31 protein-coding genes, 3 tRNA genes and 6 pseudogenes are annotated in these 23,632 nt (G+C 73.3%); 15 read left to right on the forward strand and 25 right to left on the reverse strand.

Translation table 11 applies throughout. The annotated features are described in order from the left end of the window. The first annotated feature begins 123 nt into the window (after positions 1 to 123). Positions 124 to 714 (forward strand): TAXI family TRAP transporter solute-binding subunit, encoded by a 591-nt coding sequence (locus G5V59_RS12185; RefSeq protein WP_278256600.1) that lies wholly within the window; start codon positions 124 to 126, stop codon positions 712 to 714. On the opposite strand, the gene G5V59_RS12190 is transcribed toward G5V59_RS12185, so the two are convergent. The 8 genes from G5V59_RS12190 to G5V59_RS12225 all read right to left on the reverse strand — a co-directional run bounded on the left by G5V59_RS12190 (position 686) and on the right by G5V59_RS12225 (position 6,260). Next, on the reverse strand, positions 686 to 2,038 hold the full coding sequence (locus tag G5V59_RS12190; protein ID WP_341351197.1) for a hypothetical protein: 1,353 nt from the start codon (positions 2,036 to 2,038) through the stop codon (positions 686 to 688). The genes G5V59_RS12185 and G5V59_RS12190 overlap by 29 nt on opposite strands. Next, positions 2,035 to 2,232, reverse strand: coding sequence for a winged helix-turn-helix domain-containing protein (locus tag G5V59_RS12195; protein WP_341351198.1), 198 nt, complete (start codon positions 2,230 to 2,232; stop codon positions 2,035 to 2,037). Before G5V59_RS12195 ends, G5V59_RS12190 begins: the two co-directional genes overlap by 4 nt. Continuing rightward, positions 2,178 to 2,705 (reverse strand): response regulator transcription factor, encoded by a 528-nt coding sequence (locus G5V59_RS12200; RefSeq protein ID WP_341350926.1) that lies wholly within the window; start codon positions 2,703 to 2,705, stop codon positions 2,178 to 2,180. The genes G5V59_RS12195 and G5V59_RS12200 overlap by 55 nt, the downstream gene beginning before the upstream one ends. 14 nt (positions 2,706 to 2,719) lie before the next feature. Continuing rightward, a complete protein-coding gene (locus tag G5V59_RS12205; protein WP_278256601.1) occupies positions 2,720 to 2,965 on the reverse strand; it encodes a hypothetical protein in 246 nt (81 codons plus the stop codon). After that, on the reverse strand, positions 2,959 to 3,273 hold the full coding sequence (locus G5V59_RS12210) for a general substrate transporter (RefSeq protein WP_278256602.1): 315 nt from the start codon (positions 3,271 to 3,273) through the stop codon (positions 2,959 to 2,961). Before G5V59_RS12210 ends, G5V59_RS12205 begins: the two co-directional genes overlap by 7 nt. A 54-nt stretch (positions 3,274 to 3,327) precedes the next feature. Then, positions 3,328 to 4,038, reverse strand: coding sequence for an MFS transporter (locus G5V59_RS12215; protein WP_278256603.1), 711 nt, complete (start codon positions 4,036 to 4,038; stop codon positions 3,328 to 3,330). A 74-nt stretch (positions 4,039 to 4,112) separates the two neighbouring features. Then, positions 4,113 to 5,114: a phosphotransferase gene (locus G5V59_RS12220; RefSeq protein ID WP_278256604.1), complete on the reverse strand. Its 1,002-nt coding sequence runs from the start codon at positions 5,112 to 5,114 to the stop codon at positions 4,113 to 4,115. Positions 5,115 to 5,186: 72 nt separating this feature from the next. After that, positions 5,187 to 6,260, reverse strand: a complete 1,074-nt coding sequence (locus tag G5V59_RS12225) for a TIGR03857 family LLM class F420-dependent oxidoreductase (RefSeq protein WP_341351199.1) — start codon at positions 6,258 to 6,260, stop codon at positions 5,187 to 5,189. 156 nt (positions 6,261 to 6,416) lie between these two features. Here G5V59_RS12225 and G5V59_RS12230 point away from each other — a divergent pair. Beyond that, a pseudogene (locus tag G5V59_RS12230) lies at positions 6,417 to 7,769 on the forward strand (NAD-dependent malic enzyme). Between the two features lie 7 nt (positions 7,770 to 7,776). Here the strand turns inward: G5V59_RS12230 and G5V59_RS12235 are convergent. Both G5V59_RS12235 and G5V59_RS36570 read right to left on the reverse strand, forming a co-directional pair. Further along, the gene (locus G5V59_RS12235) at positions 7,777 to 8,013 is read right to left on the reverse strand and encodes a DUF4396 domain-containing protein (RefSeq protein WP_278256605.1); all 237 of its coding nucleotides are present in this window, start codon (positions 8,011 to 8,013) and stop codon (positions 7,777 to 7,779) included. Positions 8,014 to 8,077: 64 nt separating this feature from the next. Beyond that, positions 8,078 to 8,698, reverse strand: a pseudogene (locus tag G5V59_RS36570) (group I intron-associated PD-(D/E)XK endonuclease); the annotation flags it as partial. Positions 8,699 to 8,761: 63 nt separating this feature from the next. Here G5V59_RS36570 and G5V59_RS12240 point away from each other — a divergent pair. Next, positions 8,762 to 8,838 (forward strand) — tRNA-Arg (locus G5V59_RS12240). 35 nt (positions 8,839 to 8,873) lie between these two features. Continuing rightward, the gene (locus G5V59_RS12245; RefSeq protein WP_278256606.1) at positions 8,874 to 9,431 is read left to right on the forward strand and encodes a hypothetical protein; all 558 of its coding nucleotides are present in this window, start codon (positions 8,874 to 8,876) and stop codon (positions 9,429 to 9,431) included. Positions 9,432 to 9,548: 117 nt separating this feature from the next. Here G5V59_RS12245 and G5V59_RS36575 read toward each other — a convergent pair whose 3' ends face one another. Continuing rightward, entirely contained in the window at positions 9,549 to 9,866 is a 318-nt protein-coding gene (locus G5V59_RS36575) for a hypothetical protein (protein WP_341350927.1), read from the reverse strand. Positions 9,867 to 9,997: 131 nt separating this feature from the next. On the opposite strand from G5V59_RS36575, the gene G5V59_RS36580 reads away from it, so the two are divergent. The 3 genes from G5V59_RS36580 to G5V59_RS12255 all read left to right on the forward strand — a co-directional run bounded on the left by G5V59_RS36580 (position 9,998) and on the right by G5V59_RS12255 (position 10,898). Then, the gene (locus tag G5V59_RS36580; protein WP_341351200.1) at positions 9,998 to 10,243 is read left to right on the forward strand and encodes an FCD domain-containing protein; all 246 of its coding nucleotides are present in this window, start codon (positions 9,998 to 10,000) and stop codon (positions 10,241 to 10,243) included. An 80-nt stretch (positions 10,244 to 10,323) separates the two neighbouring features. Further along, positions 10,324 to 10,485 (forward strand): ATP-binding cassette domain-containing protein, encoded by a 162-nt coding sequence (locus G5V59_RS36585; RefSeq protein ID WP_341351201.1) that lies wholly within the window; start codon positions 10,324 to 10,326, stop codon positions 10,483 to 10,485. Then, entirely contained in the window at positions 10,482 to 10,898 is a 417-nt protein-coding gene (locus tag G5V59_RS12255; RefSeq protein ID WP_278256608.1) for an ATP-binding cassette domain-containing protein, read from the forward strand. The genes G5V59_RS36585 and G5V59_RS12255 overlap by 4 nt, the downstream gene beginning before the upstream one ends. A 240-nt stretch (positions 10,899 to 11,138) precedes the next feature. On the opposite strand, the pseudogene G5V59_RS12260 reads toward G5V59_RS12255, so the two are convergent. From G5V59_RS12260 to G5V59_RS12290, 7 genes and pseudogenes are all read right to left on the reverse strand, one after another. Beyond that, positions 11,139 to 12,281 (reverse strand): annotated as a pseudogene (locus G5V59_RS12260) (acyl-CoA dehydrogenase family protein). Between the two features lie 27 nt (positions 12,282 to 12,308). Next, positions 12,309 to 13,025, reverse strand: a complete 717-nt coding sequence (locus G5V59_RS12265; protein WP_278256609.1) for an adenosine deaminase family protein — start codon at positions 13,023 to 13,025, stop codon at positions 12,309 to 12,311. A 110-nt stretch (positions 13,026 to 13,135) separates the two neighbouring features. After that, positions 13,136 to 13,249 (reverse strand): annotated as a pseudogene (locus G5V59_RS12270) (adenosine deaminase); the annotation flags it as partial. After that, on the reverse strand, positions 13,197 to 13,337 hold the full coding sequence (locus tag G5V59_RS12275) for a hypothetical protein (RefSeq protein ID WP_278256610.1): 141 nt from the start codon (positions 13,335 to 13,337) through the stop codon (positions 13,197 to 13,199). The gene G5V59_RS12275 and the pseudogene G5V59_RS12270, both read right to left, overlap by 53 nt. 5 nt (positions 13,338 to 13,342) lie before the next feature. Further along, complete coding sequence (locus tag G5V59_RS12280; RefSeq protein ID WP_341351202.1) at positions 13,343 to 13,816, reverse strand: thioredoxin domain-containing protein; 474 nt, start codon at positions 13,814 to 13,816, stop codon at positions 13,343 to 13,345. A gap of 253 nt (positions 13,817 to 14,069) precedes the next feature. Then, on the reverse strand, positions 14,070 to 14,363 hold the full coding sequence (locus G5V59_RS12285) for a MauE/DoxX family redox-associated membrane protein (protein WP_278256611.1): 294 nt from the start codon (positions 14,361 to 14,363) through the stop codon (positions 14,070 to 14,072). Continuing rightward, on the reverse strand, positions 14,348 to 14,566 hold the full coding sequence (locus G5V59_RS12290) for a hypothetical protein (protein WP_278256612.1): 219 nt from the start codon (positions 14,564 to 14,566) through the stop codon (positions 14,348 to 14,350). Before G5V59_RS12290 ends, G5V59_RS12285 begins: the two co-directional genes overlap by 16 nt. Positions 14,567 to 14,651: 85 nt before the next feature. Here G5V59_RS12290 and orn point away from each other — a divergent pair. Next, a pseudogene (gene orn, locus G5V59_RS12295) lies at positions 14,652 to 15,290 on the forward strand (oligoribonuclease). Positions 15,291 to 15,337: 47 nt separating this feature from the next. Next, a tRNA-His gene (locus G5V59_RS12300) sits at positions 15,338 to 15,415 on the forward strand. Here G5V59_RS12300 and G5V59_RS12305 read toward each other — a convergent pair. Further along, positions 15,404 to 15,643, reverse strand: a complete 240-nt coding sequence (locus tag G5V59_RS12305; RefSeq protein ID WP_278256613.1) for a hypothetical protein — start codon at positions 15,641 to 15,643, stop codon at positions 15,404 to 15,406. The genes G5V59_RS12300 and G5V59_RS12305 overlap by 12 nt on opposite strands. 101 nt (positions 15,644 to 15,744) lie before the next feature. Between G5V59_RS12305 and G5V59_RS12310 the strand changes: the two genes are divergently transcribed. Both G5V59_RS12310 and G5V59_RS12315 read left to right on the forward strand, forming a co-directional pair. Beyond that, positions 15,745 to 16,023 carry a helix-turn-helix domain-containing protein gene (locus G5V59_RS12310; protein WP_278256614.1) on the forward strand — a complete coding sequence of 93 codons (279 nt, stop codon included), beginning with the start codon at positions 15,745 to 15,747 and terminating at the stop codon, positions 16,021 to 16,023. Between the two features lie 308 nt (positions 16,024 to 16,331). Further along, positions 16,332 to 16,499 (forward strand): annotated as a pseudogene (locus G5V59_RS12315) (GNAT family N-acetyltransferase); the annotation flags it as partial. Between the two features lie 7 nt (positions 16,500 to 16,506). Here G5V59_RS12315 and G5V59_RS12320 read toward each other — a convergent pair. From G5V59_RS12320 to G5V59_RS12340, 5 genes are read right to left on the reverse strand one after another with little or no spacing between them, the layout of a single operon-like run. After that, positions 16,507 to 18,084 (reverse strand): penicillin acylase family protein, encoded by a 1,578-nt coding sequence (locus G5V59_RS12320; RefSeq protein WP_278256615.1) that lies wholly within the window; start codon positions 18,082 to 18,084, stop codon positions 16,507 to 16,509. Further along, positions 17,982 to 18,896 (reverse strand): MarR family transcriptional regulator, encoded by a 915-nt coding sequence (locus G5V59_RS12325; RefSeq protein WP_278256616.1) that lies wholly within the window; start codon positions 18,894 to 18,896, stop codon positions 17,982 to 17,984. The genes G5V59_RS12320 and G5V59_RS12325 overlap by 103 nt, the downstream gene beginning before the upstream one ends. After that, entirely contained in the window at positions 18,889 to 19,230 is a 342-nt protein-coding gene (locus G5V59_RS12330) for a VOC family protein (RefSeq protein WP_278256617.1), read from the reverse strand. Before G5V59_RS12330 ends, G5V59_RS12325 begins: the two co-directional genes overlap by 8 nt. A gap of 28 nt (positions 19,231 to 19,258) precedes the next feature. After that, entirely contained in the window at positions 19,259 to 19,771 is a 513-nt protein-coding gene (locus G5V59_RS12335) for a pirin-like C-terminal cupin domain-containing protein (protein ID WP_278256618.1), read from the reverse strand. After that, on the reverse strand, positions 19,710 to 20,210 hold the full coding sequence (locus G5V59_RS12340; protein ID WP_278256619.1) for a pirin family protein: 501 nt from the start codon (positions 20,208 to 20,210) through the stop codon (positions 19,710 to 19,712). Before G5V59_RS12340 ends, G5V59_RS12335 begins: the two co-directional genes overlap by 62 nt. An 86-nt stretch (positions 20,211 to 20,296) precedes the next feature. On the opposite strand from G5V59_RS12340, the gene G5V59_RS12345 reads away from it, so the two are divergent. The 4 genes from G5V59_RS12345 (at position 20,297) to G5V59_RS12360 (ending at position 23,053) form a co-directional block, all read left to right on the forward strand. Beyond that, positions 20,297 to 21,934, forward strand: coding sequence for an NAD(P)/FAD-dependent oxidoreductase (locus G5V59_RS12345; protein WP_278256620.1), 1,638 nt, complete (start codon positions 20,297 to 20,299; stop codon positions 21,932 to 21,934). Further along, positions 21,925 to 21,999: transfer RNA gene (locus G5V59_RS12350), tRNA-Lys, on the forward strand. The genes G5V59_RS12345 and G5V59_RS12350 overlap by 10 nt, the downstream gene beginning before the upstream one ends. A 63-nt stretch (positions 22,000 to 22,062) precedes the next feature. After that, on the forward strand, positions 22,063 to 22,638 hold the full coding sequence (locus G5V59_RS12355; protein WP_278256621.1) for a hypothetical protein: 576 nt from the start codon (positions 22,063 to 22,065) through the stop codon (positions 22,636 to 22,638). Positions 22,639 to 22,687: 49 nt separating this feature from the next. Next, entirely contained in the window at positions 22,688 to 23,053 is a 366-nt protein-coding gene (locus G5V59_RS12360; RefSeq protein ID WP_278256622.1) for a hypothetical protein, read from the forward strand. Positions 23,054 to 23,407: 354 nt separating this feature from the next. Here the strand turns inward: G5V59_RS12360 and G5V59_RS12365 are convergent, their stop codons facing one another. After that, positions 23,408 to 23,572, reverse strand: coding sequence for a hypothetical protein (locus G5V59_RS12365; protein WP_278256623.1), 165 nt, complete (start codon positions 23,570 to 23,572; stop codon positions 23,408 to 23,410). Positions 23,573 to 23,632: the final 60 nt, after the last annotated feature.

Below are 23,632 nucleotides of genomic sequence, written 5' to 3' on the forward strand. Positions count from 1 at the left end.
CCGAGATCGGCTTCTGCCTCGGCGACACGGCCGCGGTGGCGGTGGCCGGGAGCGCGCCCTTCGAGGGCGCGACCGGGCTGGTGGCGCTGGCGCGGCTCTACGACGAGCTTCCTGCAGGTGGTCGTGCGCGCGGACTCCCCCGTCCGCACGCTCGCCGGCCTGCGCGGGCGCCGGGTGGCGGTCGGCGAACGTCTCTCGGGCACCCTGCTCACCGTGTCCCGCACCCTCGCCGCGGCCGGGGTGGACCTGGCCGGGGTCGAGGTCTCCCACGCGGTGCTCGCCGACGCGCTCGCCGCCCTGGCCACGCGGCGGGTGGACGCCGTGTGCTTCGTGAGCGGCTTCCCGATCCGCCCGATCGCCGACTTCGCCGTGGGTACGCCGGTGCGGGTGCTCGACCTCGGTGCGCTGGTGCCGTCGCTGGTGGCCGAGCACGGGGCGCAGTACGTCGCGGGGCCGCTGCCCGCCTCGCCGTACCGGTTGCCGGCGGCGGTGCAGACCGTCAGCGTGAAGACGCACCTGGTGGCCAGCCCAGCACTGTCCGACGACCTGGCCGCCGGGGTCGCGTCGGTCATCTTCGACGAGCAGGAGCGGATCGCGCGGCTGGTGCCCGACGTGCGTCAGCCGACCGCGGCGGCCGGCATCTTCACCGAGCCGCTGCCGCTGCACCCGGGCGCGCTGGCGTACTTCAGGAGGCGCGACCGCGCGGGATCCTGACCTCCGCGCGCAGCCCGGGGCCGGCGGCGGCCAGGCGCAGCGAGCCGCCCGCGTCCCGCAGCCGGCCCGCGGCGATCGCCAGGCCGAGGCCGGTGCCCTCGACGTCCGCGTGCCGGGGCAGCCGGTGGAAGCGGCGCCCGAGCTCGTCCACCTCGGCCGTGCTCAGGCTCGGGACCGTGGTCGCGAAAGAGCAGCAGCCAGTCGTCGGCGTCGGCGCGCAGGCCGAGACTCGACCGCGGCACCGGGTGCGTACTTGAGCGCGTTGTCCAGCAGGGCGTCGACCACCACCGGCGCGAGGTCCGGCTCGACCACGACGCTCGCCGTGCCCGGCTCGAGCCGGACGCTGAGCAGGTGACCGAACAGCGGCTCCCACAGGGCGATCCGGTCGCGCACCTGCGCCACGAGGTCCACCGCGGTGCGCTCCCGGTCGCGGGAGCCCGCGCTGCTCACCTCGATCAGGCCCTCCAGCGCTCGCGCGATCCGGTCGGTCTCCTCGATCGCGGCGCCCAGGTCCTCGCCGGCCCGCTCCTCGGCGAGCGCCTCCAGGCGCAGCCGGAGCGCGGTCACCGGGTTGGCCAGGCTGGTGGGAGACGTCGGCGACGAGGTCGCGCTGCTGGCGCTGGGAGACCTCGACGCTCTCCGCCATCGTGTTGAACGTCGTCGCCAGGCTGCCGCAGGCTCGGGCGGTCCCGCTCCCGGCACCCGGGCCGTGGTGTCGCCCTCGCCGAGACGCCGCGCACTGCGCTCCAGGTCCCGCACCGGGCGCAGGATCCAGCCGACGAGCGGGAGGGCGACGAGCAGCGCGACCACCGCCAGCGCGGCCAGGCCGAGCGCGACGACGAGCCCGAGCCGCCAGGCCACCGCCCGTCGTACGTCGCCGGTGGGCTGCACGACGACCACCGCACCGAGCACCTGGGCGTCGCGCCCGATCGGGGTCGCGATCACCATCGGGTCGCTGTGCCAGGGCCAGACCGGGTCGGGTGCGGTGGACGGGTTGCCGTCGAGGGCCGCCGCCACGGCGGCGTCGACCGCCGGGCCGCGGGCCGTGCCGGATCCGGCGAGCACGGTGCCGTCGGCGTCGAGCACGACCACCGCGGCGCCGTAGACCTCGTGGAAGCGGCGCAGGTCCGGCTGCAGGGCGCGCACCTGCTGCTCGGTGGACGCGTCGCCCGCGAGCGCCGCGAGCCGGGTGGCGGCGGCGAGCCGGCGCTCGTGCAGACTCGCGGGTCCGGGCCGAGGCGTCGCTGACGACGGTCGGCACCAGCAGCGCCGCCAGCAGCACGCCGATCACGGCGACGGTGAGCACGAGCAGCCGCCGCCTCACGGCTCGGGCACCACCCGGTAGCCGATCCCGCGGACGGTCTCGATGAGCAGTCTCTCGCCGAGTTCGGCCCGCAGTCCGGCGACGTGCACGTCGAGGGTGCGCGAGGCGCCGACCCAGGTGGTGTCCCAGACCTCCTCCATCAGGGCCGCGCGGCTGACCGGGCGACCGGGCGTGCGGGCCAGGGCCCGCAGCAGGCTCGAACTCCTTGGCGGTCAGCGCCACGACGCCGTCCGCGGTCCGCACCTCGCGGGACTCGGCGAGCAGGCTCCACACCGAGGTCCGCGGCGGGCGGCGCCACGACGGGGGTCGCGCGACGCAGCACCGCCTCGACCCGGGCGAGCAGGACGTCGAGGCTGTAGGGCTTGGTGACGTAGTCGTCGACCCCGGCGCGCAGCGCGGCGACGACCGCCCGCTCGGCACGGCGGGCGGTCAGCGCCACGATCGGGACGGCCGAGACCTTGCGGACCTCCTGGCAGACCCAGAGACCGTCGCGGTCCGGCAGGCCCATGTCGAGCAGCAGCAGACTCGGCGTCGGCATGGGCCTCCAGGGCAGCGGCCGCGGTCGCCGCGTGGCAGACCTGGTAGCCGTTGCGCCGCAGGGCCTGGGTGAGCGCCTCGGCGACACCGGGGTCGTCCTCCACCAGCAGGATCCGCATCGCGCTGCCATCGTAGGGCGTGGCCTCAGGTGCGGGCCTGCTCCCGGTCGAGGTAGGTGTCGCGGCGGTTGCGCAGCCCGAAGACGTAGACCGCGAGGGAGACCCCGACCGCGATCGTGACGTAGACCGCGAACAGCCCGACGTGGTCGTGCTTCTTGGCCGCCTCGTAGATCAGCGGGGCGGTGCCGCCGAAGGCGGAGTTCGCCAGCGCGTAGCCCAGCCCGACCCCGAGGGCGCGGACGTGCGCCGGGAACATCTCGGCCTTCACCACCGCGTTGATCGAGGTGTAGCCGGTGAGCAGGACGTAAGCTCACGACCAGCAACGCGAAGCCTCCCCATCGGCGTGCTCACGTCCGGCAGCGTGGTGATGAACAGGTAGGTGAACAGCACGCCGCCGATGCCGAAGAAGACCAGCAGCGGCTTGCGGCCGACCCGGTCGCTGACCAGCCCACCGACCGGCTGCAGCAGCATGAGGACCACCAGGGCGGCGAGGTTGATCCAGGTCGCGGTCATGCCCTGGTCGGCGTACACGCTCTTGACGGTGCTGGGGCCGTTGACGCTGTAGGTGTAGAACGCCACGGTGCCGCCGAGGGTGACCAGGAAGCAGAGCGCCAGGCTGGCGCGGGTAGTTCGTCAGCAGGCTCGCGCATCGAGCCGGAGCGGCGGGCACCCTCGCCGTCCTCGACCTGCAGCGACTCGTCCATCGAGGAGCGCAGCCAGAGCACGACGACCGCGGCGACGGCGCCGAAGCCGAACGCGATCCGCCAGCCGAAGTCGCTGATCTGCTCGTCGCTGAGGAAGGCCTGCTGGAGCAGCAGCATGAGCCTGGGCGAGCACGTGGCCGCCGACGAGGGTGACGTACTGGAAGGAGGAGAAGAAGCCGCGTCGCTCGGGCGTCGCCGCCTCCGACATGTACGTCGCGGACGTGCCGTACTCCCCACCCGTCGCGAAGCCCTGGAGCAGCCGGCACAGCACGAGGATCACGATCGCGCCGCTGCCCACCGTCGCCGCCGTCGGTGCGACCGCGATGACCAGCGAGGCGGTCGCCATGAGGCTGACGCTGAACACCAGGGCGGGGCGGCGGCCGTGCCGGTCGGCGAAGCGGCCGAAGTACCACGAGCCGATCGGGCGCATGAGGAAGGTGACCGCGAAGATCGCCATCGTGTAGACGCCCGCGTTGGGCTCGTCACCGCCGAAGAAGTGCGACTCGAAGTACGACGCGAAGACGGTGTAGACGTACACGTCGTACCACTCGACGAGGTTGCCCAGCGATCCGCGGACGGTGTTCAGGATCGCGCGCCGCGTGGACGGCGGGCGCTGGGTGGTGGCGACGATGGCGGCCATCGGCAGCAGACTCCTCGGGGTTCGGGCGGGTCCGAGGAGGACCCGCGACCGGACGACCGTAGGAGTGGCGACGGTCACAACGGACCGCTCGGGGCGCTGAGTTTACAAACTCCTTGCATCGAGCAGACTCGAGCGTCGCGAGGTCGCGGATCGCCGCGCAGGAGCGAGCGGTCATCGCCGCGAACATCCGGTCGCCGCGCTCGGTGCGGGCGCCGTAGGCCTGGCCGAAGACGGCGACCAGCGGTGCCTGGAGCCTGGGCGAAGCGGTAGTCGTCCCAGCAGTGCGCGAGGGAGTACGACGCGACGCCGTGCGCCTGCAGCGCCCGGTGGTAGGCCGCGACGAGGTCGCGCTCGGTGGCCCGGCGCTCGTCGGGATCCAGGCTGGTGGCGACCACGTAGGCCAGGTCCCGCGCGGGCAGCGCGAGGCTCAGCGTCTGCCAGTCCACGGCCGCGACCCCGCGACCGGCGGGCGGGAAGAGCAGGTTGTCGAGGCGGTAGTCGCCGTGGACCAGCCCGAACCGCTCGGTGCGCGCGAGCGCCCACGCCTCGATCACCGCCGGGACGGCGCGCACGGTCGCGATGTCCTCCTCGCCCAGGAGCCCGTCGAGGTTCGCGACGAAGAGGTCCACGGCCGGGCCGAACAAACCAGCCATCAGCGCCGCGTCCTCGGGCCCGTTGAGCGCCGGGCCCTCGACGTCGAGCAGGCTCGGGTCGCACCAGCGCGGCCCGTGCAGACCGGCCAGGTTGACCACCGCGTCCTCGACCTGGTCCGCGGAGCAGCCCGCCACCTGGTCGCCCTGGACGGACGGCGCGAGGTCCTCCAGCAGCAGCACGAAGTCGCCACCCTCCTCGGCGATCGCGGCGTGGTGCAGCCGGGGTGTGCGGACCGCGACGGTCGGCAGGATCTCGCGGTAGAACCGGACCTCGGTGCGGTACGGGTTGGCCAGCAGCGCCCGCGCCGCGGGGTCGACCGCCGGCAGCTTGGCGAGCACGGTGGCCGGGAGCGCGGGGTCGCCGGCGAGGGTGAGCCGGTAGCAGGTGCCGATCTGTCCGGTGCCGACCGGCGCGACGGCCACCTCCTCCACCCGGGCACCGAGGACTGCGGAGAGCCACGCCGGGGTCAGGCTCCTCGACGGTCGCGACGACGCTCATCGTCGTACCCACCCGGGGTTGGCGGGCAACGCGTCGCGGGCCGGGTCGCGCACCTCACCCCATGCCCGTACGACGCCCGCGAGCTCCGCCGGGGTCGCCCCGTGCAGCACGACCGAGTCGGCGCCCGCGTCGAGCCTGGTCCTGGATCCTGCTCGCGCACTGCCCGGCCGACCCGGTCGCGGACGCCGCGAGCCAGTGCGCGGGCAGCGCCTCCTCGCGCAGCCGGGTGAGTCTCCTCGACGGTGCCGATCGCGTCGAAGGCGCCCGGGTAGCCCTGCACGAGCGGGTGCTCGCGAAAGCGCGCCAGGTCCTCCAGGGACCAGCCGTTGGCGCGGACCAGCACCTCGCCGTACCCCTGGAGGTAGGTCGCGAGCCGGCCGACCAGCCTTGCGCAGCCGGGCCTCCTCGGCGATGTCGTCGTCCACGGTGGCCAGCACCGACCAGACCCGGACGGCCGCGGGGTCGCGGCCGGCCTGCTCGGCGGCGGCGCGGATCGTCGCGACCGAGCGGGCGAGCGTCTCGTCGGTGAGGAAGGTGTGCAGCACGACGCCGTCCGCGACCTGGCCGGCCAGGCGCAGCGAGCGCTCGCCGATCGCCATCATCAGCACCGGGACGTCCTCGTCGAGGTCGGCGCCCTGGGAGAGGTAGGGGTACTCCCCGGCCGGCCCGGTGTGGCCGAAGGCCTCGCCGTGCCACAGCCGCCGGTAGATCCCGATCGCGTCCCGCATCTGCGCGCCGGTCACCCGGGGCAGGCCCATCACGTCGAAGAGCAGGTCGAAGCCGCGCCCCAGGCCGAAGGCGTAGCGGCCCTCGCTGAGCCGGTGCAGCGTGCTGGCCATCGTCGCGGTCACCAGCGGGTGGCGGGTGTTGTGGTTGGTGGCCGCGGTGGCGATGCCGATCCGCTCGGTGGCGGCCGCGGCCGCACCCGCGAGCACGCCGGCGTCCTTGACGTTGAACCGCTCGGAGAGGAAGACCGCACCGATCCCGAGGCTCCTCGGCGAGGCCCGCCTCGGCCAGCAGGTCGCGCGGCGAGGAGGTGTGGCCGGCCAGTCCGTAGCAGCCGATCTCAGGCATCACCGGCGCAGCATGACACTCGACTGGACACGTGTCCAGCACTTGTGTTCGTTGAGTTCGGCGAGCTTGCGACTTCCGAGTAACCCCCGCACGGGAGTTGACTGGAGACCGTGCCTTCCAAGACCGCCACCGCCTCGTCGTACTCCATCACCATGCGTCTGCACACCTCGATCGACCACGGCGTGGTCGGCGAGGTCGCCACGGCGATCGCCGGGGCCGGCGGGATGGTGACCGCGATCGACGTCGCCGAGTCCAGCCCGACCCGGCTGACCGTGGACGTGACCTGCTCGGCGGCCGACGCCGAGCACGCCGCGGAGCCTGCAGAGCGCGGTCGCGGCGGTCGAGGGTGTCGAGGTGCACAAGGTCTCCGACCGGACCTTCCTCATCCACCTCGGCGGCAAGATCGAGGTCGCCTCGAAGGTCCCGCTGCGCACCCGCGACGACATGTCGCTGGCCTACACCCCCGGCGTGGGGCGGGTCTCGATGGCGATCGCGGAGAACCCCGAGGACGTACGACGCCTGACGATCAAGGGCAACACCGTCGCCGTCGTCACCGACGGCTCGGCCGTGCTGGGCCTGGGCAACATCGGGCCCGGCGCCGCGCTGCCCGTGATGGAGGGCAAGGCCGCGCTGTTCAAGCGGTTCGGCGAGATCGACGCCTGGCCGATCTGCCTCGACACCCAGGACACCGACGAGATCGTGCGCGCGGTCGAGCCTGATCGCGCCCGGCTTCGGCGGGATCAACCTCGAGGACATCGCCGCGCCGCGCTGCTTCGAGATCGAGGCCCGGCTGCGCGAGCGTCTCGACATCCCGGTCTTCCACGACGACCAGCACGGCACCGCGATCGTCGTCCTCGCGGCGCTCACCAACGCGCTGCGCGTGGTGAAGAAGGAGATCGGCCAGGCCCGGGTCGTCGTCTCCGGCGCGGGCGCCGCCGGCACGGCCATCGTCAAGTCTGCTGCTGGCCGCGGGCGTCGAGGACGTCGTGGTCGTCGACCGCGCCGGCGCCCTCGTCCGCGGCGACTCCTCGCTGTCCCTGACCCACCAGGAGGCTGGCCTCGCTCACCAACCGCGACGGCCGCAGCGGCGGGCTGAAGGACGTCCTCGTGGGCGCCGACGTGTTCATCGGCGTGAGCGCCCCGGGCATCCTGCAGCCGGAGTGGATCGCGGACATGGCCACCGACCCGGTCGTCTTCGCACTCGCCAACCCGGACCCGGAGGTGGACCCCGCCCGGGCCGCCAAGTACGCCGCCGTGGTGGCCTCCGGCCGCTCCGACTTCCCCAACCAGATCAACAACGTGCTGGCCTTCCCCGGGGTCTTCCGCGGCCTGCTCGACGCCCGCGCGCACGAGGTCACCGTGGAGATGTGCCTTCGCGCGGCGGACGCGATCGCGCACGTCGTCGGGGACGAGGAGTCTCAACGCGAGCCTTCATCATGCCCTCGGTCTTCCACCCCGAGGTGCACCAGGCGGTCGCGACCGCCATCGCCCACCAGCCGGAGTGACGCCTGCTCAGCGGTGAGCGTCGTGCCCGTGGTGGGCGTGGTGCAGGGCATGCCCCTTGCCGCGGTCGATCAGCCACCGGTTGACCGGGAACGCCGCCACGAAGGCCGCCGCGAGCGCCACCACCATCGAGCCCCAGAAGATCGCGTCCCCCAGCCCGGCGTCCATCGCGCCGGGGACCACCGCCATCACCGCGTTGTCCACGAGCTCCATGACCAGGATCGAGATGGTGTCCGCGGCCAGCACCAGGCTTGAGCGCGCCCGCGAGCGGCATCCCGGAGCGGACCAGCGGGAGCGAGGAGAGGCCGTAGCCGAAGACGAAGGCCAGGGCGGTCGCCAGGACGATGGTCTGGACGTTGGAGAGGCCGGCCGTCGTACCGATCAGCAGGCCGAGGACCTCGCCGACGGCACAGCCGGTGAGGCAGTGGAGGGTCGCGCTGGCCGCGAGGCGGTTGCGGGGGTTCATGTCGGCCCAACATACCCCCTGGGGGTTTATTCCGGAAGGTCGACGAAGTCGTCGGCAAACCACACTCGCGCGCGCTGGTTGTTGCGACTTGGGGTGATCCGCAGGCTTCACCGACACCTGACCGGCGGGCGGGCGGACGTAGTAGCAACGGTCCGTGTCCGGGCAGTAGATGCAGTAGAGGTCGACCTCGGCCAGGTCCACCCTCCGCTTGTGGACTCCGTGACGGTCCGACCACGTCGAGGTGAAGGCGACCTCGACCGCGCCCGTCGCGTTCGCCGCGCGGTACTTCACCTGGACCCGCCGGAAGACACCGTCCCGATAGGCCACGAGGTCGAAGGCTGCGTGCTCCGTGAGCGGAAGAAGCACCAGACAGCCCTTGTCGACGAGGTCGGCAAGGGCCTTGGCGACGCCGAGATCACCCTTGTCCTTGGTGTGGTGCGCCGCCATGAGAGCAGCCTCCCCCATCGGGACGATCGGCGTCGGCGCTCATCCACAGGCTTCGAGAGCGGGACGATAACCTCGTCCGCGGCCCCCGTAAGCTCAATGGATAGAGCACCGTCCTTCTAAGTCGGCCGTTGCAGGTTCGAGTCCTGCCGGGGGCACCACCGTTTGCCGGCGCCACCCCGGGTACCGCCCGGAGATGGCGAACCCCGTGCTGACCACCGCTGCCGACCTCGCCGGTCGCGCGCTCGCGGCCGCGACGACCGGCATCGCGACGCTGCGCCCGGCGGACAAGCCGCTGCACCCCGACGGGCAGACCTGGGCGGGCCGGCTGACCCGCGGCGGGAGCGAGGAGCGCACCGGCGTGCCCTGGCTCGACGAGCCCGGCGAGGACGAGGTGCTGGTGCGCACCTCGCGGGCGATCGGGCTGCCCGGGCCGCTGCCGGACGTCGCGGGGCTGGCGGTGCGGATCCGCGAGGGCCGGAGCCGGCACGGCGACCTGCTGCTCGCCAGCACCGGCTGGGACCCGGTCACCCGGCACCTGCTGGTGCCGGCCTGGCGCACGAACCAGCCGTTGACGACCCTGCTCCCCTACCGCAGCCCGGTCGGGCCCGTCGTGATCGGGGCGCGGCCGGCGGACGAGCGCAGGCTGGGGCTCTGCTGGGCTCCGGTCGGCGGGGCCTGGCGACACCTGGGCGAGCCTGACGACGGAGCCTGCCCCTGCCCGACGACGCCGAGGCGTCGTACGACCCGGTGACGAACCCGCTGCCGGGGCTCGAGCAGTACGCGTGGGTGAGCCACCTGCGGGAGCGGTCCTACGCGACCGCCCGGCGCCGGCGCGGTGGCTGAGGGCTCGTACACTGGGGCGGACTCCTCAGACAAGTAGACAGGTCCCCATGCCCCAGGTACGACGCGAGCCGCTCGCCGAGCAGGCGGCCGGCCTGCTCCTCGACCGGATCCGCGCGGGCGAGTGGCAGGCTGGGCCAGCGCCTGCCCGGCGAGACCACCCTGGCGCCGCAGGCTCGGCGTCGGCCGCTCGACCGTGCGCGAGGCGATCCGCCAGGCTCGCCGGCCGCGGGGTGCTGGCGAGCCGGCAGGGCGCGGGCGTGTTCGTGACCGCGCTGGACGCGCGGGAGGACTGGGACCTGGTGCTGCGCCGGGCCGACATCGCCTCCGTGCTGGAGGCGCGCATCGCGATCGAGGCGGAGGCGGCGGGGCTGGCCGCCCAGCGTCGTACCCCTGCCGAGTTCGCGGGCCGTCGGCCGCGCCCTGGCCGAGCGGGCCCGCGGTCCAGAGAGCCTGGAGGAGCACGTGGACGCCGACATGGCCTTCCACCGCGCGGTCGTCCTCGCGGCCCACAACCCCCTGCTGGTGGGCCTGTTCGACGGCTTCGTGCCGCGGGTGCGCCAGACGATGGTCGAGATGCTGCGGATGCGCGCCGACTTCGACGAGGACGCCGACCACACCCTGCACCGACTGCTGCACGAGGCGATCGCGGCGCGCGACACCGCCGCGGCGGCCGACCTCAGCCGGCACCACCTGACGTCCCTGAAGGAGAGCATCGCGTGAACCACCCCGTCGTCCTCGACCTGGCCAAGGTGACCTTCCGCCGCGGCGGCACCCAGATCCTGCACGGCATCGACCTGCAGGTGCGGGCCGGTGAGCACTGGGCACTGCTCGGGCCGAACGGCGCGGGCAAGTCCACGCTGCTGGGCTTCTGCGGCGCGCAGGTGCACCCGACGAGCGGCACCGTCGACGTGCTCGGCAAGCGGCTGGGCCGGGTCGAGCCTGCAGGAGCCTGCGCCGGGTGATCGGGCACGTCAACCCGCGACACCCGCTGCAGTCGCGCCTCACCGTCCGCGAGGTGGTCCTCACCGGGCTGACCGGCACCGTCGAGACCAAGATGCGCTGGGAGCCCTCGGCCGACGACCTGGAGCGCGCGAACGCGCTCATCGACGAGGTCGGCCTCACCCACCGCGCCGACGCGCAGTGGCCCGGGCTGTCACAGGGCGAGCGCGGCCGCGCGCTGATCGCCCGCGGGCTGGTCGCCGAGCCGCGGCTGCTGCTGCTCGACGAGCCGACGACCGGTCTCGACGTCGCCGCGCGCGAGCAGCCTGCTCGAGGTGCTCGACCGCCTGGCCCGCACCGCACCCGAGGTGGCCTCGGTGCTCGTCACCCACCACCTGGAGGAGTCTGCCGGTCTCCACCAGCCACGCACTGCTGATCAGCCACGGCCGCACGATCGCCTCGGGCGAGGTCGCGAGCGCGGTCACCACGAGCACGATCACCCGCGCCTTCGAGCACCCCATCGAGGTCAGCCGCGAGGGCGGGCGCTGGGCGGCACGGGCGTTGCGCCCCGACGAGGCGGCCTGAGCGGCGCGCCTCCACCGCCGGCGACGCCGGACGCCGTAGAAAAGGAGCACGGCCCCGCGGGAGGTATGAGCCTCGTGGGGCCGAGGCCTTCTCAGCGGAAGGCGGACTCGCCGGTCAGCGCCCGGCCGATGACGAGTCTGGTGCACCTCGGAGGTGCCCTCGTAGGTCAGCACCGACTCCAGGTTGTTGGCGTGCCGCATCACCGGGTGCTCCAGGGTGATCCCCGCGGCGCCGAGGATCGTGCGGCACTCCCGTGCGATCGCGATGGCCTCCCGCACGTTGTTGAGCCTTGCCGAGGCTGACCTGGTCCGGCTCGAGCCGGCCGGCGTCCTTGAGCCTGCCGAGGTGCAGCGCGAGCAGCATCCCCTTGCCGGCTCGAGGGTCATGTCGGCGAGCCTTGGCCTGGGTGAGTCTGGTACGCCGCGAGCGGCTTGTCGAAGATCTCCCTCTCACCGGCGTAGGTGATCGCGGTCTGCAGGCAGTCCCGCGCCGCACCCAGCGCGCCGAACACGATCCCGAACCGGGCCTCGTCGAGGCACGACAGCGGCCCCCGCAGTCCGCGCACGTCGGGGAAGGCCGCGGTGTCGGGCAGGCGGACGCCGTCGAGCACCAGGCTCGCTGGTGACCGAGGCGCGCAGCGACATCTTCTGCTTGATCTCGGGCGCCGAGAAGCCCTCGCTGTCGGTGGGAACGACGAACCCGCGGATGCCCTCCTCGGTCTGCGCCCACACCACCGCGACGTCGGCGACCGAGCCGTTGGTGATCCACATCTTGGTGCCCGTGAGCACCCAGCCGTCGCCGTCGCGCACCGCGCGGGTGCGCATGCCCGCCGGGTTGGAGCCGAAGTCCGGCTCGGTGAGGCCGAAGCAGCCGATCGCCTCGCCCGCCGCCATCCGCGGCAGCCAGGTCTCCCGGTGCTCCTCCGAGCCCCACCGGTGGATCGCGAACATCGCCAGCGAGCCCTGCACGGAGACCAGCGAGCGCAGCCCCGAGTCACCGGCCTCCAGACTCCAGGCAGGCCAGTCCGTACGCCGTGGCGCTGGTCCCCGCGCACCCGTAGCCCTCCAGGTGCATCCCGAGCACCCCCAGCCCGCCGAGCTCGCGGGCCAGGCTCGCGCGCCGGGATGGCGGCCTGCTCGTACCACCCGGCGAGGTGCGGGCGGGCCTTGGCCGCCACGAAGTCGCGCACGGTGTCGCGGATCGCCCGCTCCTCCTCGGAGAGGAGGGAGTCGATGTCGAAGAGCCTCGAAGGGGGTGCGGCTCATGAACGGTCCGCGTAGGCGTCGATCTCCCCGAGCAGGCGCGTCTTCACGTCCTCAGGGGCGAAGGAGGCGCGGACCGCCGCCCGCGACAGGTCGGCCAGGCCGGCCTCGCCGATGCCGAGCAGGTCGGCCGCGATCTCGTACTCCCGGTTGAGCGTGGTGGAGAACATCGGCGGGTCGTCGGAGTTGATCGTCACCACGACCCCGGCCTCGACGAAGACCGGCAGCGGGTGCTCGGCCAGCGAGGCGACCGCCCGGGTCGCGACGTTGGACGACGGGCACACCTCCAGGGGGATGCCGTGCTCGGCGAGGTGGGCGAGGAGCGCGGGGTCATGGGCCGCGGAGGTGCCGTGCCCGATCCGCTCGGCGCCCAGGTCGCGCAGCGAGGTCCAGATCGTCTCCGGGCCGGTCGTCTCCCCCGCGTGCGGCACGGAGCGCAGGCCTGCGGCCCTGGCCGCGGCGAAGTGCGGCACGAACCACTCGCGCGGCACGCCGATCTCCGGTCCGCCCAGGCCGAAGGCGACCAGGCCCTCGGGGGCGTGGTCGAGGGCGTAGCCCAGCGTCGCGTCGGCGGCCGGTACGCCGGACTCGCCCGGCACGTCGTAGATCCAGCGCAGCACGAGGCCGAAGTCTCGCTCGGCTGCGACCCGGGCGTCCTCGATCGCCTCCGTGTAGGCCTCGATCGGCATGCCCCGCTCGGGGTCGTCCGGCAGCACCGAGGTGTACGGGGTGCAGGTGAGACTCGGCGTAGCGCACCGCCTGCCCCTCGGCGAGCCTCCCGCCCGATCTCGTAGGTCAGGTAGCGCACGTCCTCCGGCGTGCGGACCAGGTCGACCACCGCGAGGTAGACCTCGATGAAGTGCGCGAAGTCGCGGAAGGCGAAGAAGTCACGCAGCAGCGCGGGGTCGGAGGGCACCGTGCCCGGGTGCCGCTCGGCCAGCTCCGAGACGATCCGCGGCGACGCCGAGCCGACGTGGTGGACGTGCAGACTCGGCCTTGGGGAGTCCCGCGATGAAGTTGCTCAGCACGGTCGTCACTCAAGCGCGTCCACCAGGTTCTTCGCAAGATCGTCGACGGTTCGCCCGTCGTCGAACACCTTGCCGTCGAGCAGGATCGTCGGCGTGCTGCTGACGTTGTTGCTCTGCGCCTCGGCGGTCGCCTTCGTGACCCAGTCCTTGTTGCTGACGTTCACGATCGCGTCCTTGACCTCGGACTCGGTGGCACCGGCCTTCACCGCGAGCGTGAGCAGGTCCTCGTTGCTGACGGAGTCGCCGGCCTCCTCGGAGGGCTGGTTCTCGTAGAGCAGGTCGTGGAACTTCTTCGCGACCTCCGGGCCGGACTTCTCCAGCACGACGGAGAACGCGCTGGCTGCGCGGATCGGGTAGTCGCCGACGCGGCCGCTGAGCAGGTCGAAGGGGCGGTACTCGACCTGGACCTTGCCGTCCTCGGCGAGCCTTCGCGAGGTCGTCGCGGGTGCGCGACTCCAGTCTCGCCGCAGAAGGGGCAGATGAAGTCCTCGTAGATCACGACGGTGTGCGGGGCGTCCTTCTTGCCGATGGTGACCCCGTAGCGGCTGGACCCGGCGTCGCTGACGGTGACGTCCTTCTTGGTGAGGACGGTGACCAGGATCGCGCCGCCCACGATGACGACCATCGCCACCGCCACGCCCGCGATCGTCAGCATCCGGCGACGGGACTCCCGCTTGGCCTGTGCGGCACGCTCCGCGGCGACCCTCCGCGCCCGGTCGTCAGCCTTCGACATCAGTCTTCCTCTCCTTGGGGCACGCCGGCGGCGCGCGACGGGAACAGCACGGAGTCCAGCGCGAGGCGGGTCCGGCCGGCGTACACGATCAGCAGGGAGGCAGCCAGCAACGCGGTGTCGCGCGCGATCTCCCAGGGGTACGACGAGGCCGCCCCCGGGTCGGAGCCGCCACCGCCGAAGCAGCCGCAGTCGATCTCGATGCCGCGGGCCCACACCGAGGCGATGCCGACGATGAAGGCCACGAACAGCAGCGACGAGAGCACCGCGGCACCCCGGGTCAGGATGCCGAGCACCAGGGCCAGGCCGATGACCAGGCTCGACCCCGGGGAGCACCAGGCCGACCGTCTCGGCGAGCGAGGAGGGCAGCAGGCTGGTAGGCCCGCACGGCCGCGATGCTCGCGTCCGGCTCGGTGATCTTCAGCGCGCCGGCGACGATCCACACGCCTCCGGTCACCAGCCGGGCGAGCAGACCCGCCCAGGCCAGTCCTCCGTTCACGCCGCCGAGACTAGTGGCCGCCACTGAGCGGCTCCTGAGAAGCGCCCGGCGGCGCCGTCCCCGGGCAGGCGTAGGGTGCACCCTCGTGAACGAACGACTGGTCTGGATCGACTGCGAGATGACCGGGCTCGACCTCGAGAACGACGCCCTCATCGAGATCGCGGCACTGGTGACCGACTTCGACCTCAACGTCCTCGGCGAGGGCGTGGACGTCATCGTCAAGCCGCCCGCGGAGGCGCTGGACCAGATGATCGAGTTCGTCCGGAACATGCACGAGTCCTCGGGGCTGCTCGCCGAGCTCGACAACGGGGTGAGCCTGCGCGAGGCCGAGGAGCAGGTGATGTCCTACCTCCGCGAGCACTGCCCGCCGGACTCCCGCCCGCCGCTCGCCGGCAACTCGGTGGCGACCGACCGGGGCTTCGTGGCCCGCGACATGGCGGAGCCTGGACGGCTTCCTGCACTACCGGATCGTGGACGTCTCCTCGATCAAGGAGGCTCTCCAAGCGCTGGTTCCCCCGGGCCTACTTCAACGCGCCCACCAAGCGCGGCAACCACCGCGCCCTCGCCGACATCCAGGAGAGCATCGAGGAGCCTGCGCTACTACCGCGACACCGTCTTCGTCCCGCTCCCCGGCCCCGACGCCGAGGCCGCCAAGGCCGCCGCGGCGCGGCACGGCGGCTCGATCACCGGGCTCGGGGTGCCCGGGACGGATACCGATTCCTAGTTCGGGAGCGGGTGCGTCTACACTCGTCCACGGCCTTCGGGCCCCTGGTGGGTATAAACTCAGCCTGGTAGAGCGCCGCGTTGTGGTCGCGGATGTCGCGGGTTCAAGTCCCGTTACTCACCCCAACGAACCGGCCGGACTCGATCGAGTCCGGCCGGTTCGCACGTGCGGACTAGCCGCCACCGGGGGGCGCCGGGCAGGTTGGGCGGCCCGTGGCGGTAGAGCGCCTCGTCGGTGACGGCCTGGTGGCGGGCGGCGTCGTGCCGGGTCGTGGGGCGACGGATCATGGTCACCACGGCGCCGACGGCGAGCAGCCCGAAGAAGACGATGAGCCCGATGGTGAAGGCATTCATGACGCCCACCTGCTTTCCGAGTGTGCGGGAGGTCAGCCTACGAGACGGAGGCGCCCTTGTCTCTCCTTGATTGCCCCTGTTTGTCTGACTAGAGTCAGAGAATGCTCACCGCCGTGCTGCGCCGCTTCAACCGCACCTACACCCAGCGGATCGGGGTGCTCGACGACTCCTTCCTCGGCACCGGCCGGCCGCTGGCTGTCTCGCGGCTGCTGTTCGAGATCGGCAGCGACGGGCCCGTGGGCGTCCGGGACCTGCGCGAGCGGCTGGAGCTCGACTCGGGTCACCTGTCCCGGATGCTGCGGCGCCTGGAGGAGGAGGGCCTGGTCGCCACCGTCGCGGATCCCGCCGACCGGCGGCGCCGGCTGGTCGAGCCTGAGTGACGCCGGGCGCCGGGCCTACGACGACCTGGAGCACCGCTCCGAGGACCGGGCCGCCGCCCTGGTCGCGCCGCTGACCCCGCGCCAGCAGGAGCGCCTCGCCGCGGCGCTGGGCACCGCCGACCTGCTGGTCCGGGCCGCGACCGTGCGCCTCCGCGAGGTCGCCTCCGACGACGCGGTGGCGCGCGAGGCCACCCGGCGCTACGTCGCCGAGCCTGGACAGCCGCTTCCCCGGCGGCTTCGACCCCGGCGGCCCGGACGCGCCGGAGCCCGGGGCGACGTACGTCGTGGCGACCTCGGACGGTGCTCCCGTGGCCTACGGCGGCATCCGCCCGGTGCTCGACGAGCGGACCGCCGAGATCAAGCGGATGTGGGTCGACGGCGGCTGGCGCGGTGCCGGGCTGGGCGCCCGGATGCTGCGGCACCTGGAGGACCTGGCCCGCGCCCGCGGCTACGGCCGGGTGGTGCTGGACACGAACGGCTCGCTCACCGAGGCCGTCGCGATGTACGAGCGGGCCGGCTACGCGCGCATCGAGCGCTACAACGACAACCCCTACGCGGAGGCGTTCTTCGCGAAGGAGTCTGTCCTCGACCAGCCTGATCCCACGCGGTCACGATGGGCAGCAGCCGGCCCTCGATCCACGCGTCCAGCCTGGTCGGCGTAGTGGGCGCCGGGCCGGCCGGACGCCCCGGTCGGGACCACCCAGCCGCCGGCCTCGCGGTCGGCCAGGTCCCACACGTAGCGGGCCACGGCGCCGCGGGTCGCCGCGTCGCTGATCGCCGGCCACGACCCCATCGTGCGCACGGCCTCCTGGTCGCCGGAGACCGGGAGGAACGGGATGCCCGCGTCGAAGCCGTCCGACGCGAGCGCGTGCGCCGGGGACGCGCGGTGGGTCTCCCCCACGTGCCCGGCACGTCGGCCAGGTCGTCCAGCGCCGCCCGGGCCAGCGCGGGCAGGTCGATGCCGAAGGGAGGCCGGCCGGCGAGGGCCTCCTGCGCGAGCGTGGGCAGCGCGAGCCCGATCTGCGCGACCGGGTCGAGGGAGGGGTTCAGCAGCGGACCGTGGTCGTGTGCCGGTCCGGGCGTCGCGAGGGGTGCGAGCGCGGGATGGGCGGCGAGGCGTCGTACCAGCCGGGAGCGCCAGGCCGCGAAGCGCGCCGCCTGGGCAGAGCCGGCCGCCATCACCCCGTCGAAGTCGTCGAAGGCGCCGGGCACCAGCCGCGTCAGGATCGCAACCGTCGGCAGCAGCGCGTCGTCGTGGATCGCGGCGAAGTCCTCGGTCGTCAGGCCCCGGCGCTCACCGAGCAGGGCCCGGATCCGCTCGGCACGGTACGGCGGCGCGAAGGACGACCCGATCGCCTCGCTCTCCGGCCCGCGCCGCTCGTTCGCGGTGACGACCACCTCGCCGGGACCGGCGTCGGCCCGGTTCGGCGCCTCCAGCCAGCCGGTCCAGGTCCCGTCGGCGGCGCGGACCGGCACCCGGCCGGCGACGCGGTAGCGCACCGCTCCGGAGCGGTCGGCGATCACCAGGTTGTTGACCGGCTCCACCCAGTGCTCGAACGCCGCGTCGACGTCGTCCACGGTGCGCGCCCGCAGCAGCGGCAGCAGCGCGTCGAAGCCGAGCTCGCCGAGCACCCAGGAGGCCGTGCGCACGCTCAGCCCGTGGGCGAGGGGCAGCCCGTCCTCGACCAGGTCCTGGTAGTCCGCGCAGGCGTTGGTGATCGCCCAGGCGACCTCGCCCGCGTGCGCGAAGTGCTGCACACCGGGCATCCCGACGAAGGTGTAGCCGAGCACGTCGAAGCCGTCGTCCGGGTCCTCGCAGACCAGCCGCACCTGCTGGTAGATCCCCGGCTGCTCGATCGTCCGGTGCGGGTCACCACCGATCATCGGCAGGCCGCTCGCGGTGCGCTCCCCGCCGGCGACCCAGGCGTTGCTGCCCGCGATCCGCAGGCCCTCGTGGCTCAGCAGCCGCGCGTCGTCGCCGAGCACCTCGTGCGCCAGCCGCAGCCACAGCGCCTCGCCGAGACTGCCGAAGAGCACCTGCTGCGCGAGGTGCGTCGCCATCGGCGTCCACGGCTCCCACTCCCCCGGCCGGTGGCCGAGGTGGGCCAGGCTCGGGGACGTCCGCCGGGTCGAGCCGGGCGAGGGCGGCGTTCACCCCGTCGGCGTACGACGCGGTGAAGGCCCGGGTCTGCGGGGTGCACGCCGCGAAGGCACGCCGGGCGGTCTCCTCGATCTCCATCCGGCGGGCGAAGTCGTCCCACGCCTCGGCGAGTCTCGCCGCCGACGACCGCGGCCGTCCCGCTGGTCGCGCGCAGCCGCAGCCACTCCAGCCTGCCAGGCCCGGTCCGCGACGGTGACCCGGCCCTGGGCGTGCCCGAGGTCGGTGACTGCCGCGGCGCGCAGGTGCGGGACCCCGTACGCGTCGCGGAAGAGGCGGGCCATGGGCCGAAGGCTACGGCGCCCGCAGCCGGGCCAGGACCGCCACCGCGCGCCGCAGGCTCCTCGACGTCCACCGCGGCCGCCCTCTCCTCCGCCCAGGTACGACGCCGCGGCTCGATCCGCGCCAGCGCCTCCCGACCGCGCGCGGTGAGTGCGACCAGGAAGGTCCGCTGGTCCGCGCCCGCGGTCCGCGCCAGGTGCCCGCTGCGCTCCAGGCGGGCCACGCTCTCCCGGATCGACTGCCGGGTCAGGCCGCGGCGGCGGGCGATCTCCGCGGGGCTCAGCGGGCCGTCCTGGAGCGCGCCGAGCACCAGCCAGCGCGCAGCGCTCAGCCCCTCCGGGGCAGTGATCTCGTCGCCGGCCTCGGTGAACCGGCCGGCCAGCGCGAAGACGTGGTCGACCACCTCCGTGAGCAGGTCGTCGGGCTCAGCCACGCTCGCCCACCAGGCAGACGAGGTGCCCGTCGGGATCGCGGACGACGGCCTGCCGCTCCCCCACGGCTGGTCGGCCGGGGGGTCCACCACGATCCCGCCGGCGCCCGCCCACGCCCCGGACGTCGCGTCGACGTCCGGGACCCGGAGGCTCAGCGCGACGGCGAGGTCGCTCGGCGCGCTCGGCCGCTCGTGCAGGAGCAGACTCGACCGGGCCATCGCCGAGCCGGGTCATCGGGCCCTGCCGCGCGACCGCGAGGCCGAGCAGGTCGCCGTAGAAACCCAGCGCGGCCTCGGTCGAGGCGACGGACACGATCACCCGGTGCAGCGCGGTCATGCTCACCATATTGACAGGCACCTGTCAATCAGGCAACCGGCAGCCCGAAGCGCCCCTTCTGGAAGTCCTCGTACGCCGCGAGCACCTCGGCCTTGGTGTTCATCACGAACGGCCCGGCCCAGGCGATCGGCTCGCGGATCGGCTGCCCGCCCACGACGATCACGTCGAGCCTCGGCGAGCGGCTCTCCTGGCGCGCGTCGGCGGTGACGGTGACGAAGTCACCCGCTCCGAGGACCGCGGTCTGGCCGGTGCGCAGCGGCTGGGCGCCGGTCGCGCCGACCGTGCCGGAGCCGTTGAGGACGTAGATGAGCGCGTTGTGCTCGACGTTCCAGGGCAGGTCCAGCCGAGCACCGGGCTCGATCGTGGCGTGCACCAGCGTCATCGGGGTGTACGTCGAGCCGGGGCCGTCGTGCCCGGCGACACTGCCGGCGATCACCCGCACCAGCGCACCCGCGTCGGGGGAGGTGAGCAGGGCGACCTCACCGGAGCGGATGTCCTGGTAGCGCGGGTCGTTGGCCTTGGAGTCGCGCGGCAGGTTCACCCAGAGCCTGGATGCCGTGGAAGAGGCCGCCCTGCTGCACCAGCCACTCCGGCGGCGTCTCGATGTGCAGGAGGCCGCGGCCGGCGGTCATCCACTGGGTGTCGCCGTCGGTGATCGTCCCGCCGCCGCCGTGGTTGTCCTGGTGTTCCATGACCCCGTCGATCATGTAGGTCACCGTCTCGAAGCCGCGGTGGGGGTGCCACGGGGTGCCCTTGGGCTCGCCCGGTGCGTACTCCACCTCGCCCATCTGGTCCATCATGATGAACGGGTCGAGGTGCTTGATGTCGATCCCGGCGAACGCGCGGCGGACCGGGAAGCCCTCCCCCTCGTAGCCCTGCGGCGCGGTGCTCACCTGCCAGACCGGGCGCGGCTGGTCGCCGAGCCCCGGCGCGCTCAGGCGCGGCAGGACGGTCAGGTCGTCAACGGTGATCGCGGGCATCTCGCCCACCTCCTGGGGTTTCAACCGATGTTGGTTGCCGTGTCAACTATATCCCCTGCCGATCCATTCCGCATAGGGTCGGGAGCATGACCCGCTACGACGTCGTTGTCGTCGGCGCCGGCCACAACGGCCTGACCGCTGCCGCGTACCTCGCCCGCGCGGGCCTCTCCGTGCTCGTCCTCGAACGGCTCCCCCACGTCGGCGGAGCGGCGGTCTCGGCCCGGGCGTTCCCGGACTTCCCGACCCGGCTCTCGCGCTACTCCTACCTGGTCTCCCTGCTCCCGGAGCAGGTGGCGAGCGACCTCGGCCTGGACCTGGCGCTGGCGAGCCGGCCCACCGCGTCGTACTCACCGGTGGTGCGGGGCGGTCGCGCCACCGGGCTCTACGTCGAGCGCGACGAGGGCGAGGCCACCCGGGCCTCCTTCCGCGAGGTCACCGGCTCCGAGGACGAGCACGACGCCTGGCGTGCCTTCTACGCCGGGCTCACTGGCCTCGCCGCGGCCGTCGCCCCGACCCTGACCCAGCCGCTCGCCACCGACGCCGCGCTGCGCGCGCAGGTCGACCCGGAGGTCTGGCGCGACGTGGTCGAGCGGCCGATCGGCGAGGCCATCGAGCGCCGCTTCCACGACGACCTGGTCCGCGGCGTGGTCGCCACCGACGCCCTCATCGGGACCTTCGCCTCCCTGCACGACCCGAGCCTGGTGCAGAACCGGTGCTTCCTCTACCACCTCATCGGCAACGGCACCGGCGAGTGGCGGGTGCCGGTCGGCGGCATGGGCGCGGTCACCGACGCCCTGTGGCGGGCGGCCGCCGGGGCCGGCGCCTCCATCGTCACCGGTGCCGGGGTGAGCGCGATCGCGCCCGGCGCCGACGGCGGCGCCGAGGTCCGCTGGCACGACGGAGCCCGCGAGCACAGCGCCTCGGCGCGGTTCGTGCTCGCCAACGTCGCGCCGTGGGTGCTGCGGATCCTGCTCGGCGAGGGCGAGGACCCCGCCACCAAGCCCGAGGGAGCCCAGCTCAAGATCAACTTCCTGCTCTCCCGGCTGCCCCGGCTGCGCTCCGGGGTGGATCCCGAGCGCGCGTTCGCCGGCACCCTGCACCTCGCCGAGTCCGCCACCGGCCTGGAGGCCGCCTGGGCGGCCGCGGACGGCGGCGTGCTCCCCGACCCGCTGCCCGGCGAGGTCTACTGCCACTCCCTCACCGACCCCTCGATCCTCGGCGACGTCCCGCCCGGCACGCACACCCTGACCTACTTCGGGCTGCACACCCCCGCCCGGCTCTTCGCCGCCGATCCCGCTGCCGCCAAGGCCGAGGCGCTCCGCCGGGCGATCGCCTCCCTCGACGCCGTGCTGGCCGAGCCGATCGAGTCGGTCGTGCTGCGGACCCCGTCCGGCGAGCCCTGCATCGAGGCCAAGATCCCGCAGGACGTCGAGGCGGACCTGGCCATGCCCGGCGGCCACATCTTCCACGGCGACCTGGAGTGGCCCTGGGCGCCGGCCCGTGCCCGGCTGGAGACGCCGGCCGAGCGCTGGGGCGTGCAGACGTCGTACGACGGGGTGCTGGTGTGCGGCTCCGGCGCCCGTCGCGGCGGCGCGGTCAGCGCGCTGGGCGGGCACAACGCGGCCCAGGCCGTGCTGGAGCCTGCGCTGAGGGCACTCCCGATTTCGCTGGTCGCGCAGGGCGCTGGTAATGTTTCACCTCGCATTCACCGCATGCGCCATTAGACTCAATTGGCAGAGCAAGCTGACTCTTAATCAGCGGGTTCGGGGTTCGAGTCCCTGATGGCGTACAGACAAGCAAGAGGCCCGGTCGTCCGACCGGGCCTCTTGGCCTTTTCACCTATCCTCCCGGCATGTCCCCGCGACGTACCGCCCTGCTCCTGGTCGTGGTGGGCGCCGTCCTGTTCGCCGTCGGCACCGTCGGCTGGGCCGGCGACAACGTCGGCCTGGTGCTGTCCTACCGGTGGATGGACCACCCGCTGCTGCTCGGCGGCCCGGGCCTGGCACTGGTGGCGAGCGGGTGCGTCGTGCTGGTGCGCACCACGCTGCGCCGGGTGCTGGCTGCCCTGGCGGGCACCGTGGTGACCCTGGCCTGGTGCGGGCTCGCGGCGACCTACGTGGTCTTCTCCCCCGGGGTCGACGACGAGTACTCCTACCGGAGCGTCGAGGACGGCTCGCTGCGCACGATGGTGCTGATCGGAGGGATCGTCGACCCGATCTGGGAGGTCCGGGTCGAGCAGCGCGGCCGTTGGCCGAACCACTGGCACAGCGTGGGCTGCACGGCCTCCCTGGAAGGGCTGGCCTGGCGCGGACGAGACCTCGTGCTCGACACCGAGACCGGCGACGTGGTCGTGCCGATCGACGCCGAGGGGCGCGCAGGCCGCCCGAGCGGACCGCCGGCCGGGGTGGCCCTGCTCCACGCCTGCTGAGGCACCCGTTCCGTCGCGCCCCGGGAACCGGGCCCGGTATCGTTCGCTCGTGGAATCCGACCGCACTGCCGACCTCGCTGCCGCTCTGACCGAGGCGGCACAGTCGATCAACAGCCATCACTCGCTCGACCAGACCCTGGACGCGATCGTGCGGGTGGCCCAGCAGACCGTGCCCGGCTTCGACCACGTCGGCATCTCCATCGTCCACGGCCCCAACAACGGCGACGGCGGTCGGATCGAGACGCGGGCCGGGACCGGTTCGCTGGTGTGGGAGGTCGACCAGGCTGCAGTACAAGGCTCCACGAGGGCCCCTGCTACGACGCCATCACCAACGGCGGCGTCACCGTCATGGACGACATCGCGACCGAGGATCGCTGGCCGCAGTACGTCGTCGAGGTGGGCCGGCTCGGGCTGAAGGCGCAGATGGGACTGCAGGCTCTACACCGCCGACGGCGCCCTGGGCGGGCTCAACTTCTACGCGCTCGAGCCCGGGGTGGACCCGGACGCGATCCAGGCTGGCCGAGCTCTTCGCGGCGCACGCGGCGATCGCCCTCGGCCGCGCGCGGCACGAGCACCAGCTCAAGGAGTCGGTGGCCTCACGCCAGGCGATCGGGACCGCCGTGGGGATCATCATGGAGCGCTACCGGATCTCCGAGACGCGTGCCTTCCAGTTCCTCGTGCGCGCCTCCTCCACGAGCAACGTGAAGCCTGCGCGAGGTCGCCCAGGAGGTCGTCGACTCGCTCAACTCCGAACTCGACGCGACCTGAGTCAGGGCGCCGCCCGGACCGTGTCCGCGGGCAGCCACGACGTCGAGACGCGGCCTTCGCGCTCGAAGGTGACCAGCAGCGACGTGCCGTCGTCCTTGACCTTGAGCAGGAGGCCGGGGACGGACTCGCCGTCGAACTCGACCAGGACAGGGCTGTTGGGTTGCACGGGGTCCCCCGGACATCGTGGGTCACCGAGACCCGCCGGGCAGCCCGCTTCCTGAACCGC

The sequence above is a fragment of the Nocardioides convexus genome (assembly GCF_011090295.1).

What these genes read in the sequence shown, in the direction of transcription:
- G5V59_RS12200 (WP_341350926.1), bottom strand. Translation starts at nt 2,705, where the DNA reads ATGGCAGCGCGATGCGGATCCTGCTGGTGGAGGACGACCCCGGTGTCG.
- G5V59_RS12215 (WP_278256603.1), bottom strand. Translation starts at nt 4,038, where the DNA reads ATGGCCGCCATCGTCGCCACCACCCAGCGCCCGCCGTCCACGCGGCGC.
- G5V59_RS12245 (WP_278256606.1), top strand. Translation starts at nt 8,874, where the DNA reads ATGGCGAACCCCGTGCTGACCACCGCTGCCGACCTCGCCGGTCGCGCG.
- G5V59_RS36575 (WP_341350927.1), bottom strand. Translation starts at nt 9,866, where the DNA reads ATGCGCGCCTCCAGCACGGAGGCGATGTCGGCCCGGCGCAGCACCAGG.
- G5V59_RS36580 (WP_341351200.1), top strand. Translation starts at nt 9,998, where the DNA reads ATGGCCTTCCACCGCGCGGTCGTCCTCGCGGCCCACAACCCCCTGCTG.
- G5V59_RS12305 (WP_278256613.1), bottom strand. Translation starts at nt 15,643, where the DNA reads ATGAATGCCTTCACCATCGGGCTCATCGTCTTCTTCGGGCTGCTCGCC.
- G5V59_RS12310 (WP_278256614.1), top strand. Translation starts at nt 15,745, where the DNA reads ATGCTCACCGCCGTGCTGCGCCGCTTCAACCGCACCTACACCCAGCGG.
- G5V59_RS12320 (WP_278256615.1), bottom strand. Translation starts at nt 18,084, where the DNA reads ATGGCGACGCACCTCGCGCAGCAGGTGCTCTTCGGCAGTCTCGGCGAG.
- G5V59_RS12330 (WP_278256617.1), bottom strand. Translation starts at nt 19,230, where the DNA reads ATGACCGCGCTGCACCGGGTGATCGTGTCCGTCGCCTCGACCGAGGCC.
- G5V59_RS12340 (WP_278256619.1), bottom strand. Translation starts at nt 20,210, where the DNA reads ATGCCCGCGATCACCGTTGACGACCTGACCGTCCTGCCGCGCCTGAGC.
- G5V59_RS12345 (WP_278256620.1), top strand. Translation starts at nt 20,297, where the DNA reads ATGACCCGCTACGACGTCGTTGTCGTCGGCGCCGGCCACAACGGCCTG.
- G5V59_RS12355 (WP_278256621.1), top strand. Translation starts at nt 22,063, where the DNA reads ATGTCCCCGCGACGTACCGCCCTGCTCCTGGTCGTGGTGGGCGCCGTC.